Source organism: Amycolatopsis echigonensis (assembly GCF_014174495.1).
In the GTDB taxonomy this organism is placed as follows: Bacteria; Actinomycetota; Actinomycetes; order Mycobacteriales; family Pseudonocardiaceae; genus Amycolatopsis; species Amycolatopsis echigonensis.
Map to the genome: position 1 here is coordinate 1 of NZ_JACJHR010000128.1, position 16360 is coordinate 16360.

Annotated in this window: 17 protein-coding genes; 13 read left to right on the plus strand and 4 right to left on the minus strand. The window is 68.7% G+C overall.

Going from position 1 to position 16360, the window contains the following annotated elements; all coding sequences use genetic code 11:
- The 6 genes from H5411_RS43075 to H5411_RS43100 all read left to right on the plus strand — a co-directional run.
- Positions 1–517 (plus strand): hypothetical protein (locus H5411_RS43075; protein WP_220818235.1); only part of this gene is annotated, 517 nt, incomplete at its 5' end.
- Between the two features lie 88 nt (positions 518–605).
- Positions 606–1157 carry a hypothetical protein gene (locus tag H5411_RS43080; protein WP_183127412.1) on the plus strand — a complete coding sequence of 184 codons (552 nt, stop codon included), beginning with the start codon at positions 606–608 and terminating at the stop codon, positions 1155–1157.
- Between the two features lie 356 nt (positions 1158–1513).
- Positions 1514–2953, plus strand: a complete 1440-nt coding sequence (locus H5411_RS43085; RefSeq protein ID WP_183127414.1) for a tyrosine-type recombinase/integrase — start codon at positions 1514–1516, stop codon at positions 2951–2953.
- Positions 2950–4788, plus strand: coding sequence for a hypothetical protein (locus H5411_RS43090; RefSeq protein WP_220818236.1), 1839 nt, complete (start codon positions 2950–2952; stop codon positions 4786–4788). The genes H5411_RS43085 and H5411_RS43090 overlap by 4 nt, the downstream gene beginning before the upstream one ends.
- Positions 4785–6896, plus strand: coding sequence for a hypothetical protein (locus H5411_RS43095; protein ID WP_183127415.1), 2112 nt, complete (start codon positions 4785–4787; stop codon positions 6894–6896). The genes H5411_RS43090 and H5411_RS43095 overlap by 4 nt, the downstream gene beginning before the upstream one ends.
- Positions 6893–7315 carry a hypothetical protein gene (locus H5411_RS43100; RefSeq protein WP_014805450.1) on the plus strand — a complete coding sequence of 141 codons (423 nt, stop codon included), beginning with the start codon at positions 6893–6895 and terminating at the stop codon, positions 7313–7315. Before H5411_RS43095 ends, H5411_RS43100 begins: the two co-directional genes overlap by 4 nt.
- A 45-nt stretch (positions 7316–7360) precedes the next feature.
- Here H5411_RS43100 and H5411_RS43105 read toward each other — a convergent pair whose 3' ends face one another.
- Genes H5411_RS43105 through merA form a run of 3 tightly spaced genes read right to left on the minus strand, consistent with a single transcriptional unit; the run spans position 7361 to position 10820 of the window.
- Positions 7361–8716, minus strand: a complete 1356-nt coding sequence (locus tag H5411_RS43105; RefSeq protein WP_183127417.1) for a dihydrolipoyl dehydrogenase family protein — start codon at positions 8714–8716, stop codon at positions 7361–7363.
- A gap of 49 nt (positions 8717–8765) precedes the next feature.
- Complete coding sequence (gene merB, locus H5411_RS43110) at positions 8766–9407, minus strand: organomercurial lyase MerB (protein ID WP_183127419.1); 642 nt, start codon at positions 9405–9407, stop codon at positions 8766–8768.
- Between the two features lie 27 nt (positions 9408–9434).
- Positions 9435–10820: a mercury(II) reductase gene (gene merA / locus H5411_RS43115; RefSeq protein WP_014805447.1), complete on the minus strand. Its 1386-nt coding sequence runs from the start codon at positions 10818–10820 to the stop codon at positions 9435–9437.
- Between the two features lie 105 nt (positions 10821–10925).
- Between merA and H5411_RS43120 the strand changes: the two genes are divergently transcribed.
- The 4 genes from H5411_RS43120 to H5411_RS43135 are packed head-to-tail and all read left to right on the plus strand — an operon-like array spanning position 10926 to position 13150.
- Positions 10926–11294, plus strand: a complete 369-nt coding sequence (locus H5411_RS43120) for an ArsR/SmtB family transcription factor (protein WP_014805446.1) — start codon at positions 10926–10928, stop codon at positions 11292–11294.
- Between the two features lie 21 nt (positions 11295–11315).
- A complete protein-coding gene (locus H5411_RS43125; protein WP_014805445.1) occupies positions 11316–11633 on the plus strand; it encodes a hypothetical protein in 318 nt (105 codons plus the stop codon).
- A 3-nt stretch (positions 11634–11636) separates the two neighbouring features.
- The gene (locus H5411_RS43130) at positions 11637–12227 is read left to right on the plus strand and encodes a TlpA family protein disulfide reductase (RefSeq protein ID WP_014805444.1); all 591 of its coding nucleotides are present in this window, start codon (positions 11637–11639) and stop codon (positions 12225–12227) included.
- Positions 12224–13150 (plus strand): cytochrome c biogenesis CcdA family protein, encoded by a 927-nt coding sequence (locus H5411_RS43135; RefSeq protein WP_014805443.1) that lies wholly within the window; start codon positions 12224–12226, stop codon positions 13148–13150. The genes H5411_RS43130 and H5411_RS43135 overlap by 4 nt, the downstream gene beginning before the upstream one ends.
- 424 nt (positions 13151–13574) lie before the next feature.
- On the opposite strand, the gene H5411_RS43140 is transcribed toward H5411_RS43135, so the two are convergent.
- Complete coding sequence (locus H5411_RS43140; protein ID WP_014805442.1) at positions 13575–13982, minus strand: heavy metal-responsive transcriptional regulator; 408 nt, start codon at positions 13980–13982, stop codon at positions 13575–13577.
- 291 nt (positions 13983–14273) lie between these two features.
- Between H5411_RS43140 and H5411_RS43145 the strand changes: the two genes are divergently transcribed.
- From H5411_RS43145 to H5411_RS43155, 3 genes are all read left to right on the plus strand, one after another.
- Positions 14274–15464 (plus strand): MFS transporter, encoded by a 1191-nt coding sequence (locus H5411_RS43145; RefSeq protein ID WP_014805440.1) that lies wholly within the window; start codon positions 14274–14276, stop codon positions 15462–15464.
- A 191-nt stretch (positions 15465–15655) separates the two neighbouring features.
- Entirely contained in the window at positions 15656–15901 is a 246-nt protein-coding gene (locus H5411_RS43150) for a hypothetical protein (protein WP_183127421.1), read from the plus strand.
- Between the two features lie 75 nt (positions 15902–15976).
- Positions 15977–16360 (plus strand): hypothetical protein (locus tag H5411_RS43155; RefSeq protein WP_220818237.1); only part of this gene is annotated, 384 nt, incomplete at its 3' end.

Consider the following 16360-nt stretch of genomic DNA (forward strand, 5'->3'; position numbering starts at 1 on the left):
CAGTGTTGCGATGAACGGCGAATCGTGGTTCTGCGCAAGGGTTTTCGCCCGTGCCGCCAAACACGGCGTGCGAGGGCTGGTGAGCTTTGCCGACCCCGTTCCACGCTGGCGTACCACCGAGGGTCGGACCGAGCTGATCAAGCCTGGGCACCTCGGCATCGTGTACCAGGCGCTGAACTTCGACTACCTCGGTCGGTCCACCCGCCGCACCCTCACGGTGCTGCCCGACGCGACGGTGCTGACCGCCCGCGCCCAAGCGAAAGTCACCGGTGGTGAACGGGGACGCAACGGCGTCGTGGCCAGACTCGTCGCGCTCGGCGCCGCACCGCGTCACCCGGACGAGGACCCGACGCTGTGGCTCGCCACCGCGCTGCGCGCGATCGGAGCACGTCGCCAGCGGCATCCCGGCAACCACCGGTACGCGATCCGGCTCGGCCGCACCCGCGGCGAACGCACTCGAACCACCATCGGCATGGCCCCCGGCCCGTACCCGAAGCCACGCCTCGCCGTCGCGTAACCGAGCTTCGGCCACGACGGCAGCTCCGCCGATGTCGCGCGCCACTCGAAACACCACCGCAATTCACCAGACAGAAAGGGGCTCAGCCATGCCCAAAACAGCCGAGAACTACTCCCCAGTGGACATTTTGCGTGAGGTGACCAGCTTGCTGAAAGGAGTCTTTCAGCAAATCGACTGGGCCGAAGACGAGATTCGCCGGGCCATGAAGCGGCATCCGTCCGAACGCGACCTTCTCTACCACAGCTTTCCCCTTCTCGCAGCCACGCACCAACTCATGGCTACCGAGTTCGTCTACCGGTCGCACTGCCGCGAACTCCTGGAGCGCCTCGTCAACGACGCGGACACGCGGCCGGGAACCGCGGTCGAGGTGTGCTGCCTGTGCCGCGACATCAGTCTGCGTGCCCCGCTGCGGTCACCCGCCGCGGGCCTGTACTTCCGCATGTGGGCCGCCGCGTTCCCCGACAAGCCGCTCGACGACGACAGCCGCCAGCACCATGAGGCGCTGGAAAGGTCGACCATCGACGACCTCGAAGCGATCGCACGACGCAAGCTGGCCGTCAAGAACCGCACGCTCGGCGAGATCACCTGCGACGGTCGCCACGACGGCGACATCGTCCAATGCAAGTACGCCGGAGCATGAAGACAGCCAACCCCGAGCGTGCCTGCCAAACCATGCCACGAGTAGCCGGACCCTCTGATCACCGACGGGGTCCGGCCGTTGGTCGTGGTGCTGTCCGTCGCTTCGCCACACGACTATCCGTCCGCAGAACAACAACGCACGGAGGACGACATGGAAAGGAGAGCACCCGACGCCTCCACTCACGTCGACACCAACCCGATCCACCACACCGAGCTGATGCCGTACGCGTGGTCGTACGGCATGGGAGCAGAGTCAACCGTTATGGTGACACTTCACTGCTGTCGCAGAGGTCCCTAGCCAACGCCAGCTTCGCTGTGTTTGGCGTGTTCAGATCCCGGAGGATCTCAACCTTGCTCATGTACAAGACGTCACCGGTGAGAGCGCTCGGCGCACCTGGGCTCGGCGGTGACGAAGCCCAGGTGCTGCGTCGTGCCGGTGTAGGCGACGGGCTGCCGTTCCTACTCGGCCCCGACGGCTCGTACGACCTGGAGTTGAACCGGTTCGTGCGCGAGTTGGACGGGTGGGGTGTGCGCTCGGAACACACGAGAGAGGCGTACGCGCGTGATCTGATGTTGTTCGGCCGCTTCCTCCACGAGCACCGTGGTGGACGGTCCATCTGGGACGCCGGCCAGGACGATCTGCGCGCCTACAAGCGGGCGCGGCGGCGGACCAAGGGCTTCACGGTGTCCGCGTCGACCTGGAACAGGTTCATCGCGGCGCTAGACAAGTGGGTCAAGTGGGCGATACACGAGGAGCTGATCGAGGCCCAGCCGTTCCGCATGGTTGAGAAGACGGTGTTGACGGCCCGCGGGCTGGTACGGGTGCTGTTCAATGCCGAGCGCGAGGTCGAGGACAGCGCCGGGCCGGTGCGGTTCCTGGCCTACGAGGACTACCTGGTGTGGCGGGACGTCGGGTTGCGTGGCCAACTACCCGACGGCTCGCCGGACCCGAGTTGGCGCGGTCGGCACGGCGAGCGCAACGCGGTGTTCGCCGACCTGTTGGTCTGCACCGGGATGCGGCTGAGAGAGGCGTCGAGCCTCCTGGTCACCGAGGTACCGCCGCTGGCGCAGCGGCGGCTGACCGGAGACCTGAACCTGCCCGCGACGATCACCAAGCGCAGCCGGCCGAGGACGGTTTTCGTGTCGCGCCGCGTGCTGCGCGACCTGCACCACTACGTCGACATCGAACGCGACGAACTGGTCGAGCGCCGCCGGGCGGCCGGGGCTTACGGGTGTACGGACGCCTGGATGGGAGTTCGCTCCGTCGGCAAGACTGCTCTGACGCTCGTCGAGGATGGCCGCTCGCGGCCGTACTCGCGGGTGACGATCGAGGAACGGCAGCGACTGTGCCGGGTCGGCGACGACGGTCCGGGTGGTCCGTTGTGGCTGTGGCTCGGTGAGGACGGCTTGCCGCTGTCGCGGTCGACGTGGCAGGCGGTGTTTCGGCGAGCCAACGAACGGTGCGCCCGGTTCGGCCTGGACCTGGTGGTCCATCCGCACGCCCTGCGTCACACATTCGCCGTGCACATGCTCGGGCTGCTGCTGCGCCAGACCGTCCGCGCGTTGCGCATGGAGCCCGGCGAGACCCTGATGAGCCAGCAGGTGAAACGGCTGCTGGTCGGCGACCCGCTGCGCAAGTTGCAGCTACTGCTCGGCCATCGCCAGCGCGAGACGGTCTTCGTCTACCTCGACGTCCTGGACGAGGCGCAGGAGATCGTGCTGTCCGCGCTGCGCGAATGGGATGAACAAGCCGAAGCGCTGAGCAGGGTCCGGCTTGAGGATGGTGCTGCCGCGTGAACCGCACCGAGGGTGCCGGCTCCGGTCGCCGTGGCCGCTGGGCGGCTTTCCCGACCGAGGAGCAGATGCCCGCGCAACCCGCTCCTGTCCCGGACATCGGTCCGCTGGTGCTCCGGCTGCACCTGGATGGCGCCGACCGCACGTTCGACATGTCCGCGTGGCCATGCCCGCGGTTGACCCGCCAGCTTGCCGCGACGCTGCGCACGGTGGCCGCCGACGGACCCGAATCGAGTTACCAGGCGTTCAAGATGAACCTGTTCTCGGTGCGGAAGTTCGTGCGGTTCATCACTGGAGCCGAACCGCAGAACGCCACCGAGGTCGAGTTCAGTGACCTGGAGGCCGAGCACATCGACGCGTTCGAGCAGGCGCTGATCGCCGAGTACGGACCGGACAGTGACCAGCCGCGCATCAGCATCGGTGTGGTGGTCCGGCTGCTCCGCGTGGCGTTCGACGCCAGCCCCACGACGTTCGATCCCGACCTGGCTATCCGGCTGAGGTTCCTCGGACGGGAAACCCGTGCCCGTCAGACGAGACCCTTGGATGCCTACCCGCAGAACGTGTTCGAGGCGATCAGGAACGCCGCGCTGGCGGATGTCCGCGCGATCGCGCGCCGAATACAGGATGGCGAAGCCCGAGCCGCGACGGGCCAGGACCCGAACGTCGGCGGTTGGGATGTGATCGAGAACGTGCTGTGGCACATCGCCCGTCACGGGCCTGTCACGATGCAGTTCCTGCGGCCCCTGGTCGGCAAGAGGCTGGGCAACGGGCGCCCGCTCAACGCGGCGCTCATCCTCACTCGGGAGGACAACGTCGTGTTCCTGATCCTGCTGAGCTGCATGACCGGGCTTGAGCCGGAGTGCGCCAAGCGGTTGCAGGCCGACTGCTTGACCAACCCGGCCCGCGGGTTCGTGAGTGTCAACTATGTCAAGCGGCGCGCGCACGGTCGCCGGATCTCTAAGTCCATGCGGGTCAGCGATGGCGGTGCCCTGCACCATCCCGGCGGTCTGATCCGACTGGCGCTGCGGCTCACCGCGCGAGCCCGCGAGTTTAGTGGCAGCACCGATTTGTGGGTCGACTACGGAGACAAGGGCCTGCGGGACTCCTTCCCGCTCGGCGGGCAGGGTCCTTGGGGTCACGTGGACAACTGGCAGAAACGACACGGCATCGACCAGATGACCGACGCTGACGGAACGCCGGTGCGGCTGGATCTGCGGCGGCTGCGCAAGACCTACAAGTCCCAGCAATACCTCAAAGCCACCGGCGTGCTCGCCGACTTCACCCAGGGCCACACCGCCGACGTCGCCGCAAACCACTACGCAAACATCCCCGCCCACGACGAGCTGCACGACCAAGCCGTGGAGAACGGCCTGCGCGAAGCGCTGGACGTCGCGCTGCCGCCGCCGGTGGTACTCGACGAGGACGGCACCCGCCTCGATGCCGGAGAAGGGGACCTGCCACCCGAGCAGGTGCAGGCGCTGCTGTCGCGCGAGAGCGACGTGTTCCTGGCCTCCTGCCGCGACTTCTACGACTCGCCTTTCGGGGCGAAGGGCAAGCCGTGCCCGGTGTCGTTGTGGGGCTGCCTGGAGTGCCCGAACGCGGTGTTCACCACCCGGCACCTGCCGCAGGTTCTGACCTTCCTGGACTTCATCGAGCGCCAGCGGGAGGAGTACCCCGTCAGCGAGTGGAACGTGCGCTACGGCCTGGCGTGGGACCGGATCGTGCGCGGCATCCGGGCCAAGTTCCGAGACGAGCAGATCACCACCGCCCAGACGATCGCCGAAAGCGGTGGGGCACGGTTGCTGCTGCCGCCCGAGTTCTGGGAGGCCGTCGCGTGACCCGCGCCCCCGCACCGCGCCCGTCCGCCGCGCCGGAGCCATCGGCCGATCCCTGGGTGCTGCCCGAGTCCTTGACCACCGAGACAACTGGCCGCGGCCCCCGGTTCAGCGACGACATCTGGGATTTCCGACCGTTCGCGCCCCGCAGCAACGGCTACCTCCGGCTGGACTTCACCGAGCTGCCCGACGAGATCGCGATGCTCACGGCCAAGGAGTTCATCTACTCCCGCATCCACCGCGTGGTCCCGCTGTCCTACGGATCGCGGACCGCCCGACCGATGAAAATCACCAACACCTACAAGGACTTCATCATCGTGCGTCAACTGTTTACCGAGCTCGGCAAGCAGGGCGTGACGCGCTTGGCGCAGGCCCGCCAATCCCACCTGGACGCGACCGCACGCGTCTGGCGTGAGACCTGTGTGCCAAACACGCTGGCTGTCCGGATCGGCGTCATCCAGCACCTGGAGGCGCACAGCCCGTACCTGACCGCGGACCGCCTCACCGTCGTGCCCTGGAAGGGCCGCCCGGCCACCCAGGTCGCCGGGCGGCGACCGGACGAGGAGAACAGCACCCCGCGCATCCCCGAGCCGATCATGGCTCCACTGCTGCGCGCCGCCCTGTTCTACGTCCAGACCGCCAGCCGGGACCTCCTGGCCGCCCAGCGGGAAATCGCCGACCTGGAGCAGGCCCGAGCAGGCGGCCGGTGCCGGCATGGCGAGGCTGTCACCAAGATCGAGGCGTTCCTGGACCGCCGCCGTCAGGAGGGGCGAGGTGTTCCCGCACTGCCGCTGTACTGCCTGGCCCAGCGCCCGACCGCGCCGGTTGTCGACGGCGTCGTGCAAGCCCCGAACGCCGCTCTCGTCGCCCTGATGAGCGGAACCAACAGCTTCCAGGGGCATCCGACACGGCTGATGGAGCAGATCGGCGCCGAGATCGGCTACGAAGAGGGTGGTCTGGACACGCCGATCTCGACGTGGCCGGACACCGGGCGACCCTGGCGAGGGCGGCTGAATCACCGCAGCCTGCATGACGAACTGCACCACCTGCGCACCGCCTGCTGGGTGCTGGTGGCTTACTTGTCAGGACTTCGGGACATGGAAGTCCTGGAGCTGGCGCGGGACTGCGCTGTCACCACCACCGCCGTTGACGGCCGGACCCGCTACAAGCTGCGCGGCCGGGTCTTCAAGGGCCGCAAGCTCACCGGTGACGAGGCCGAGTGGGTCGTGCTCGACGCCGTTCACGAGGCGATCGACGTCCTGCTGCAGATCAACGACGACCCCACGCATCTGTTCGGTTACCGGCTCTGGCCCGCCAGCAAGCCACGGCTGGCGAACAAGCTCACCGAGCGCCTCGGTGGTTTCCGGGACCACGTCAACGAGCTGTTCGGTACCCAATCGTCCGACGGGGTGGCCGAACCGTTCGTCCCCGCCGACGGGGAACAGCAGTGGGTGTTCACCACCCGGCAGTTCCGGCGGAGTCTGGCCTGGCATATCGCACACCAGCCCTTCGGTGTGGTCGCCGGTGCCCGGCAGTACCACCACGCCAAGGTGACCATGTTCGAGGGCTATGCCGGGACCTCAGCCTCTGGGTTCGCCGCCGAGGTCGCCGCCGAGGAGGCGGTCGCCATGCTCGACTACGTGGAGGATCTTTACCGGGATTGGAACACCGGCGCCCAGTCCGGCGGTGGGGCGGCCGAGCGGATCAACGCCGAGTTCCAGCGCATTCGGCGCGAGCTGGGTGATCTCCCCGGCGTCGTGTCCGACGAGCTGCGGCTGCGGACGATGCTTCGGCATCTCACCAAGACGCTGCATCCCGGCGTGCTCAACGACTGCTTCTTCAACGCGGCGACCGCGGTCTGTGTCAAGCGAGCCAAGGTCGTCGGGCAGCCCGTTCCGCAGCACAACATGTGCCTGCGCTGTCCGAACGCCCGACGGTCCACAGTGCACCGGCCCCGGCTGGCCGCCGCCCGCAATCAGGCCCTGGATCTCCAGGCGTCCTGCGAGAAAGCCGGTCCGGTCCCGAAACTCCAGCAGGTCGCGCTCACCGGCTACATCACCGAGCTCGACCAGCTCATCGGTGATCTCGACAGCGAGGAGGCGCAGGCGTGACCCGCGTCGCTACCCAAGTCCGCCTGGAGCAGGCGCTGACCCGGCTGCTCGCCGGTCAGCCGACTGTGACCGACGGCGAGCTGACGGTCTCCAACCTGTGCCGGGAAGCCGGTGTGGGCCGCGACTCGTTCTACCGCTCGCCTCCGGAGTTCAAGGACGCCGTTGTTGCGGCACAAGCGAATCGAGAAGCCCAGCAACCTGAACTCGTCGCGCTGCGCGAGGAGATCACCGCCCTCAAGCGGGAACGCAAACAGACCGCCAGCGACCACGCCGCCACCGTGCGGGAACTGGAGGAGACGATCAGGGTCTACGCCAACCAGATCCAGGTCCTCGCCCTGCGCAACTCGGAGTTGGAGGACCAGATCCGACATCTGGCGCACCACGATCCCGACGTGATCTCGCTTCACACCCGGAGGTGACCCCCGTCCACCGACGCTGTGACACCGAGAGCGGCCGGGCGGTTTCTAGATGGCGAGCTGTTCGAGGGCGGCGAGGTACGCCTCGGTGTAGGTCGGGAATTGGGCGACGCCGTCGAGCAGGGTGTCGATGGAGATCTGGGCGCGGATGGCGAGGGCGGCGGTGTGGATCCATTCCCCGGCTTGGGGTGCGATGGCCCAGGCCCCGATGAGCGTCCGCTGGGTGCGGTCGGCGATGAGACCGAGGGTGCCGGCGGGGTCGGTTTCGTAAGTCCAGGGTCGCGCGATCGAGTCGGCGAGGTCGAGTTCGGTGGTGGCGATGTCGAGGCCACGCTGGCGGGCTTGGTCGGTGGTCAGGCCGACAGCGGCGATCTCGGGTTGGGCGAACACGACGCGGGGGATGCCGCTGTAGGTGGTTTGGCGGGGTGTGCCGAGGATGTTGTCGGCCACGACCCGTCCTTGGTACATGGCGACGTGGGTGAACAGCGCGACCCCGGTGACGTCGCCGAGCGCCCAGAGGCCGGCGGTGACGCGGCAGTGCTCGTCGACCTCCAGCGCGCCGCGCGGGTCCGGTGTGACCCCGACAGTCTCCAGGCCGAGCCCGTGGGTGCGGGGGCGGCGTCCGGTGCCGAGCACGACGACGTCGGTGCGCACGGTGGTGCCGTCGTCGAGGTCGATCACCGTATCGGCGCCGTCGCGGCGCGCGGCGGTGGCCTGCCGGCCGAGACGGACGTCGATGCCGTCGGCGCGCAGGTGGGTGGCGACGATGTCCCCGACACGGGGGTCTTCCCGGTCCAGCAGCCGGTCGCCGCGCTGGATCAGGGTGACCCGAGCGCCCATGCGAGCGAGGAATTGGCCGAGTTCGATCCCGACGGCGCTGCCGCCGATCATCACGATCCGCTCGGGGATCTCGCGCAGGGTGGTAGCTTCCCGGTTGGTCCATACGCTGACCTCGTCCAGGCCCTCGATGGGTGGGTGGATCGCGTCGGAGCCGGTGGCGATCACCACGTGCTCGGCGGTGAGTTCCCGGCCACCGGCCCGTACCCGCCACGGGTCCCGGCCCACCAGGGCTGCGGTGGCCTTGATAACCGTGACGCCCTGCTTCTCGTATCCGGTGACCTGCTCTGTGTCGTCGAGGTGGCGGATCATGTAGTCGCGGTAGTCTCGCAGTGCCGCCCAGTTCTGCGCCGGAGTGGACAGGCCGGCCGCGTGGGCGGCTTCGGCGCGGGCCTCGGGTGGGCGCAGCAAGGTTTTGGACGGGATACACGCCCAGTAGGCGCACTCCCCGCCGATCAGTTCCTGCTCGATCAACGCGACCCGCCGTCCGCCCGCGTGCAGGCGCGAGGCGGCGGTCTCGCCGCCCGGTCCGGCGCCGATCACGATTACATCGAAGTCCGTACTCACAGTGGCTGTCCCTTCTCGGTGATGGCGGTTCGGGCGGCGCAGGTGGGCGTCAGCAGCACCCGCCGGGCTCGGGCTCCTCGGATTGAGCGGCGTCCAGCTGCCGGCCGAGTTGATAAGCGTCGGCGACTGGGAGGACCGATCCGCCGGGGTGCTCAGCGAGCCAGGGCGCCGCGGCGTCGGCGTCGGCGAAGAAGTGCACGTGGTTGCAGAAGGAAGCCCGTACGGAGACCAAGTCGTCAGGCGTGACGATGGAGACCATCGCGGTCTGGGGCTCGACATCCCTGACTCGGTCGGGCTCGGCGGTGAGCCGTATCGGGGCACCGGTGCTGTGGCAGGGGGATTCAACCTGGGCGGATTGGCCGAGGGTGGCGGGGAAGATGAGGGTGTCCAGGGCACACCAGGTGTAGAGCTGGTGGCCGTCGACGGTGAAACGGTGCGGGGTCGGGCGCAGCGTGATGCCGTAGCCGACGATCCGTCCGGCGTCGTCGTATTCGGTGTCGCGCAGTCGGCCCACCGCCTGCGCAACCTCGTCACCGGCGCGGCCGGTGGCGGCCGCGAGGTCGGCAATCGTGAGGGGTTCGCCGCGGGCCAGTTGCCGCAACAGCGGCTGCCATAGCCATCCGGCCGGGCTGTCCTGGCGGGAGAAGACACTATCCATAGTGGACACCACGGTGTCCAGGTCATTCGTCATCGGGATTGTCCTTCCGAGAGCAGGGTTTCAGGAGGCGCAGCAGGAGAGTTTGGACACGTCGCGGGTGAAGGTTTGGGCGGCGAGTTTGATGCCCTCCGCCATCGTCAGATAGGGGCACCACAGGTCGGCCATCTCGTGCACCGTCATCTGGTTTGCCAGCGCATAGACAGCGGTGGCGATGACGTCCCCGGCGCCCGCGGCGAGCACGTGCGCGCCGAGCAGCCGCCCGGAGCCTTGTTCGGCGACGAGCTTGATCGCGCCGCGGGTGTCGCGGTTGACCAGCGCCCGCGGCACGTACTCCAGCGGCAGCACCCGGCACTTACAGGCGTAGCCCTGCTCCACCGCTTGGACGTCGGTCAGCCCGGCGGAGGCGAGACTGGGCGTGGTGAAGGTGACCGCGGGCAGGTGATGGTAGTCCAGGGTGCGCCCGGCGTCGCCGAAGGCGTTGTCGACCACGACGCTGCCATGGGCCCCGGCGACGTAGACGTACTGCGGGTGCCCGGTGACGTCCCCGGCCGCCCAGACGCGCGGGTTGTCGGTGCGCAGATACTCGTCGACGACCACCTCCCCGCGATGCCCGGTCTTCACGCCCACCGCGTCGAGATTGAGCCCGGCGGTGACCGGGTTCCGCCCAGTCGCGAGCAGCAGCCGCTGCCCAGTCACCCGCTGCCCACCGGCGGTGACGACGACGCCCGAACCATCGGCCTCAACCTCAGTGGCGCGCTCGGCGATCACGGCGATGCCGTCGTCAGCGAACACCCCGGCCAGCAGGCCGGCGAGTTCCGGTTCGGTGTGCGGGGCGAATCGGCCCACGATGCTCACTCGGACGCCGAGGTGGGCGAACAGTTGCGCCTGCTCCAGCCCGACGTAGCCGCCGCCGACGACGACCAACGACTCGGGCAGTTCGGTCTGCTCCATCGCGGTGGTCGAGGTCAGGTAGTCCACCCGGTCGGCTCCGTCGAGGCCGTCGGTACGCGGGGTGGAGCCGGTGGCGATCAGGTAGTGCTCGGCCTCGACCCGGACGTGGCCGCCGTCATGCAGGTTCACCTCCAGCGCCGGTCCCTCGATGAACCGGGCCTCGCCGGGCAGGATCTCCCACCCGTACTCGGCGGCCAGGTCGACGTACTTCTCCGCCCGCAACCCTGCCACCAGCGTGTCCTTGCCACCGATCAGCGCGGCGGCGTCCACCGGGCCCGCGCTGGTGGAAATCCCCGGAAAGTGCTGGTCCAGCGCCACATGGCGGGCCTCGGCCGCGGCCAGCAGTGCCTTCGACGGCACACAGCCGACGTTGACGCACGTCCCGCCAACGGTGCCGCGCTCGATCATCACCACGCTCTTGCCCTTGCCGCGGGCCGCGATCGCCGCCGCGAACGCACCCCCACCCGAACCGATCACCGCCAAGTCGTACCGCACCAGCGATCTCCTCCCACTGACATATTCGTCTTCCCGGATGCATAGATGCTAACCTAAGATTCGTACATCCGGATACGACAGACACTCGATGTGAGGACGGCGACCGTGGCCGACGCTTCCGAACGCAGCAGCACGCTGCTGCCCACCGAGCCGAACGGGGTGGAGATGATGGCGAAATTCTTCCGCGCCCTCGGCGACCCCGCCCGGCTGCGGCTGCTGGAGTTCCTGCTGCACGAGGAACACGCCGTGGGCGAATGCGTCACGCACATCGGCCTGTCCCAGGGCCGGGTGTCCAGTCACTTGGCCTGCCTGTCCGACTGCGGCTACGTGCAGCTGCGCCGCCAAGGCCGCTTCGCCTACTACCGGGTCACCGACCCCCGCGTCGCGGAACTGGTGCTGCTGGCGCGCTCGCTGGCCGCGGACAACGCCGCCGCCCTCGCCGCGTGCATGCGCATCACCGCCCCGAACGCCTGACCAGCCGAGGAGACCGCCTCCATGTCGACCAACCCCGGCTCCGAGAGCAAGCGCACCGCGCTCGCCGCCGCCGGTTTCCTCCTGGTCCCCATCGTGTGTTGCGGCCTGCCGGTGCTGATCGCCGCCGGAGCCCTTGGCGCGGTGGGCTCGGTACTGGGCAACCCCTGGGTCATCGGCACCGCCGTCGTGGTGGTCCTCGCCGCGGTGACGCGGTTCGCGCGCCGGCGCGTCACCCGACACGGCGCCACCCGAGACAACTCGTGCTGCCCGCCCGTGCCACCCGCCCGCGACCAGCCCGATCGGCCACACGAGTCCTCCCACCCCAACCAGGAGTCCTGACCCATGCCTGACGCACCCGCCCCGACCGGACCTGCCGCGCCGCGCTCTCGTCGACGACTCGTCACGATCGCGCTGACCGTTATCGCCGTCGTCGGGATCTCCGTCGTGCTGTATTCGGCGTTTTCCCCGTCGAGCAAGCAGACCGCGTCCCCACCCGCTGCCGACGGCAGCGCAAAGGCCGGGACCACTGCCGCTGCGGGAGCGTTCACCGCCCGAACCCTGCAGGGCGTGCAGGTCGCGGTGCCCGGCTCGCGGCCCAGCGTGCTGTTCTTCTTCTCCGTCGGGTGCGGCGGTTGCGGTCCGGCCACCCACACCCTCGCCCAGGTCCAGCAGGCGGTCGGCACGAAGGCGAACTTCGTCGCCGTCGACATCGGCCCCGGCGAAACCGAGCAGGACATCACAGACTTCCTCACCGCCAACCAGGCCACCAGCCTTGCCTACGCCAGCGACAGCAACGCCACCCTGATCAGCGCCTACCAGGTCACTCAGCTGTCCACCGCCGTCGTGCTGGACGCCTCCGGCAAACCGGTGTTCCGCGCTGTCGAGCCCACCGCCGATCAGATCCGTGCCGAACTGGCCAAGGTGAGCGCGTGATCGGCCCGCTGTTGGCGCTCGCCTTCGGCGCCGGGATGCTCGCCCCGGTCAACCCCTGCGGCTTCGCCGTACTGCCCGCCTTCCTCGCCTACGCCGTCGACACCGGCGACGGCCAGGCGGACGCGCGGCCCGGCGCTTTGTCCCGGCTGGCCGGTGGCCTGCGCGCCGGGCTCGCGCTGACCGCCGGGTTCGCCGGCACCTTCACCGCCATCGGACTACTACTCGCCCTCGGCTTGCGTTCCCTGACCGGTGTCATCCCGTGGCTGGCCGCCGCGCTCGGCGCGATCCTGGCCGTGGGCGGCCTGGCCATGGTCGCCGGCGGACACCTGCCGCTGCGGCTACCCACCCGCCGTTCCGGCACCCCGCGGCAGGGGCCCAGAGGCATGGTGGCCTTCGGCGCCGGGTACGCACTGGCCTCCGCCTCCTGCACGCTCGCGGTGCTGCTCGCGGTCGTCACCCAAGCCCTGGCCAGCACCAACATCTCCGGCGTCCTGGTCGTATTCGCCGCCTACGCCGCCGGCTCCGCCACCCTGCTGCTGTCCCTCGCGCTATTCGCCGCATTCGCCAGCGGCCTGATCAACCGGTTCCTCCGACGGCTGCTGCCCCACATGAACCGCATCACCGGCGCCGTGCTTGCCCTTTCCGGCGGCTACCTACTCCTTTACTGGCTGCCACAACTGCTCGGCGGGCACCCCGGCATCGGCGCACTCACCGGCGTCGTCGGCACCGTGTCAGCCTGGATCACCGGACACCAACTTGCGATCGCCATCACCGCACTCGGCCTCATCCTCGTCACCGCGATCGCCACCCTCACCCGCCGCGAACGCCGCCACACCACCACCGACACCGCCGACGACTGCTGCGCACCCAGGCCACAGCCCGAAGAAAATGCGGACCAGGTAGGAGGACCCGGCAGCAGGTGACCTGCCTGCCGGGATCCAACTGGCACGCGGGCCTCTACGATGCGAGCCCGAGGCGGCCGGATTGTCCCCATGGGAGTCCGGCAGGCGGCAAAGCCTTGCTGTAGAAGCAAACCACCACAGTCGACGACGCAGGGCTGCGGACTCTGCATGCCTCCATCTTCACGGAGAATCGCGCAAGCATCGCCCCGCACCACGCCGCCGGTTGCTGAACCGTCGGCATCCGCGAACGCATCGCCCAGCGGGGCGGCGTCTGGCACAACACAGTCTTTTATCGAACGCCGCTCAGCCGTCCGATGATCGGTCGGCCCAGTCTGACTGGACATTTGCCGCAACGAGTGGCCATTCCGCAAAGGCTCGGCTACCGCCAGTTCGCAACGCGGCCATCAAGAGTTCAGTGAGACATGAGGGTCCTTGAGCGGCTACTTCACCGTTCGATGATCGGGCAGATCGATCTGTTCGGTTCCGACTCGGTATCGGCTGCCACGGCGGTGTCCCGACTGGCGGTGAGGCTCGCACGCAGCGCCAGCAATTCGGTAATGGTGTTGTCGATCTCCGCGATCCGGGCGTCGAGTAGATCCCGTACGGCTCCGCACGGGGTGGGACCGGCGCGGCGGAGGGTGAGGATGGTGCCGATGTCGTCCAGGGGGAGGTCCAGGGCGCGGGCGCGGCGGATGAAGGTGAGGGTGTCGACGTCGTCCTGGTTGTAAAGGCGGTACCCGGCCGCAGTGCGCTGGGCGGGCGGCAGCAGGCCGCGCTCCTCATACAAGCGCACGGCCTTACGGGTGAGCCCGGCCGCCTGGGCGGCCCGCCCGACGGTCATCGCCTGGGCCATCGTCTGCCTCCTTCGCGTCCCGGCCGCTCGCCTTGACCTTCACCTGGGGTGAAGGTTTTAGCGTCTCCAGTGTAGGACCGGAAACCGAAGGGAGGCGCAGGTCATGGCAATAGTCGAGTGCGAGGTGTACCGGCGCCCGGACCCGGAGCGCGGATGTGAGATGACCGTCACCAAGGGCGCCGTCCCAGGCCACGGTCGCGACCGCAACCCCACCTGTTGCTGCGGGCACACCATGGAGAAAGTCCGCTGAGCCGCGGCCAGCCAGGACGTGCGGGCACCGGGCTGCGCCAGGTGTTCTCCCATCCTGGTTACCGCCGGTTGTGGGCGGCGCGCACCGCTTCTGCCTGGGGTGACGCGTTCGCCACCGTGGCGTTGGGCCTGCTGGTGTGGGACCGCACCGGCTCCGGGCTCGGTGTGGCCGGGGTGATCGTCGCGGAGATCGTCCCGGTGCTGCTGCTGGCACCGTTCGCTGGGGTGGCAGTCGACTGGTTCTCGCCGGTGCGGGTCATGGTGGTTGCCGACTTGGCGCGCGTGCTGGTGGCTGCGGGGCTACCGCTGGTCGCCGGCTCGGTGCCGGGCATCTACGCGGTGGCGTTCGCCATGTCCGCAGCGTCGGCGTTGTTCAATCCGGCCGCCAGTGCCGCGCTGCCCGCGCTGGTGAACGAGGAGGAGTTGATCGCCGGGAACTCGGGGATCTGGACCGCCGCGGTGCTCTCCCAGATCGTGCTCGCCCCGGCTGCGGGTGCCGTGGTCGCGACCGTCGGCTATGGCCTGGCGTTCTGGGTGAACGCAGCGAGCTTCGCCGTCTCGGCGCTGCTGCTGTCCCGCCTGCACCTGCTGCGCCCGGCAGCCGATGCGGCCCGTGCCGCCTGGTGGCATCAGGCCCGAGACGGCATCAGGGTGCTGGCCGGGCACCGGGTGCTGCGAGCCTTGGCCGCTGGTCAGGCCCTGGCGGCGTTGTCGGCCGGAGCGACCAGTGCCCTGCTGGTTGTGTTGATCCGCGAGCGCCTGGGCAGGGGCCCCGCCGGATACGGAATCGCGCTGGCCTGCATCGGCGTGGGCGCCGCAGCAGGCCCGTTACTGCTGACCCGGCTGATCACCGATCCTCGCAAACCCGCGTTCATTTTCGGACCCTATCTGTTGCGCGCCGCCGTAGATGCCGTCCTTGCGAGTGTCCGCGTCCCGGTGGTGGCGTTGGGCAGCCTGGCCGGCTACGGCGGGGGCACCTCTGCCGGCGCAGTCACCTTCAACTCGCTGCTGCAGGCCGAAACCCCACCCGCCGCACGCGGCCGGGTCTTCGCCGCCTTCGATCTGATCTGGCAACTCGGCCGCCTGGCCTCCCTCGGGCTGGGTGGGTGGCTGGCTGATGCGGCAGGGATCACCGCCGTCTACGCCGCAGGGGCTGCACTGCTCGTCGCTGCCGCTCTGATCGGCCGAGCCGGTCTGACCGACCATCGCCACCACCAAGAGAAGAGGCGCTGACGCGAGGACTTCGGCGCCGGCGACGACGCTCGGCCACTGGCATCAGTCCGACGAACAGAGCTCCGACTCCGCAGCGATCACCAGGGGCCGGCTGGAAAATCGCCATTCACACCAGGCCCGCCCTTGGAGAATCCCGAGGTAGGTTCCACCGAGGCGCCGCCGCCCTGCGACACCGTTCCTTCTGCGACAGCTTGACTGTTTACATAACCACCGCCGGGATCTACCGGATGCTCACCGACCCCAACCCCCGGCCCGACACGATCGCAGCCGACTACCCCAAACTGGTTGTTGTCATCGCACAGACCGGGGACGAATGGAGCACCACCGGCAAGCTCGTCGAGCGGCACATACTCCCGTTGCTCCGCAAGCACAACGTGCGCCTGGTGGAGGTGGCCCGAAAGGGGCCGACCAAAAAGGACGGCGTCGCGGTCTTGTAGGACACCCGCCAACCGTACCGGCTGCACCTGGAGGGCGCCTACAGGCTCTCACACGAGAATCGGGCAACTGGAACGATGCCCCAGCTCGGTGGCGTCCGGAAATGCAGCCAGAAAGCCAAGGGCTGGCCCCAGGATTCCTGGCGTGCTAAGGAATTCGGCGACCAGCAGTACGTCCACGCGATCGGGTTCAACGTCAACGAGGACACCAGAATCACACGCGACTCGGCATACTCCATGGGCGGCCAACGCATCCCCACCTACCCGATCTACGAGTGGGGCTGGAGCAGACAGGACTGCATCGACTACCTGTACCGCGAACTCGGGGTGGTGTGGCCGAAAAGTTGCTGCCGCCATTGTCCTTACGCTGGCTGCCAAGCCGGGTGGCCGGAGCAACTCGCCCGATTTGCGACTCTGCCGACCGAGGCCGCGCAGCACATCATCGACGAGTACGTGTGCCTG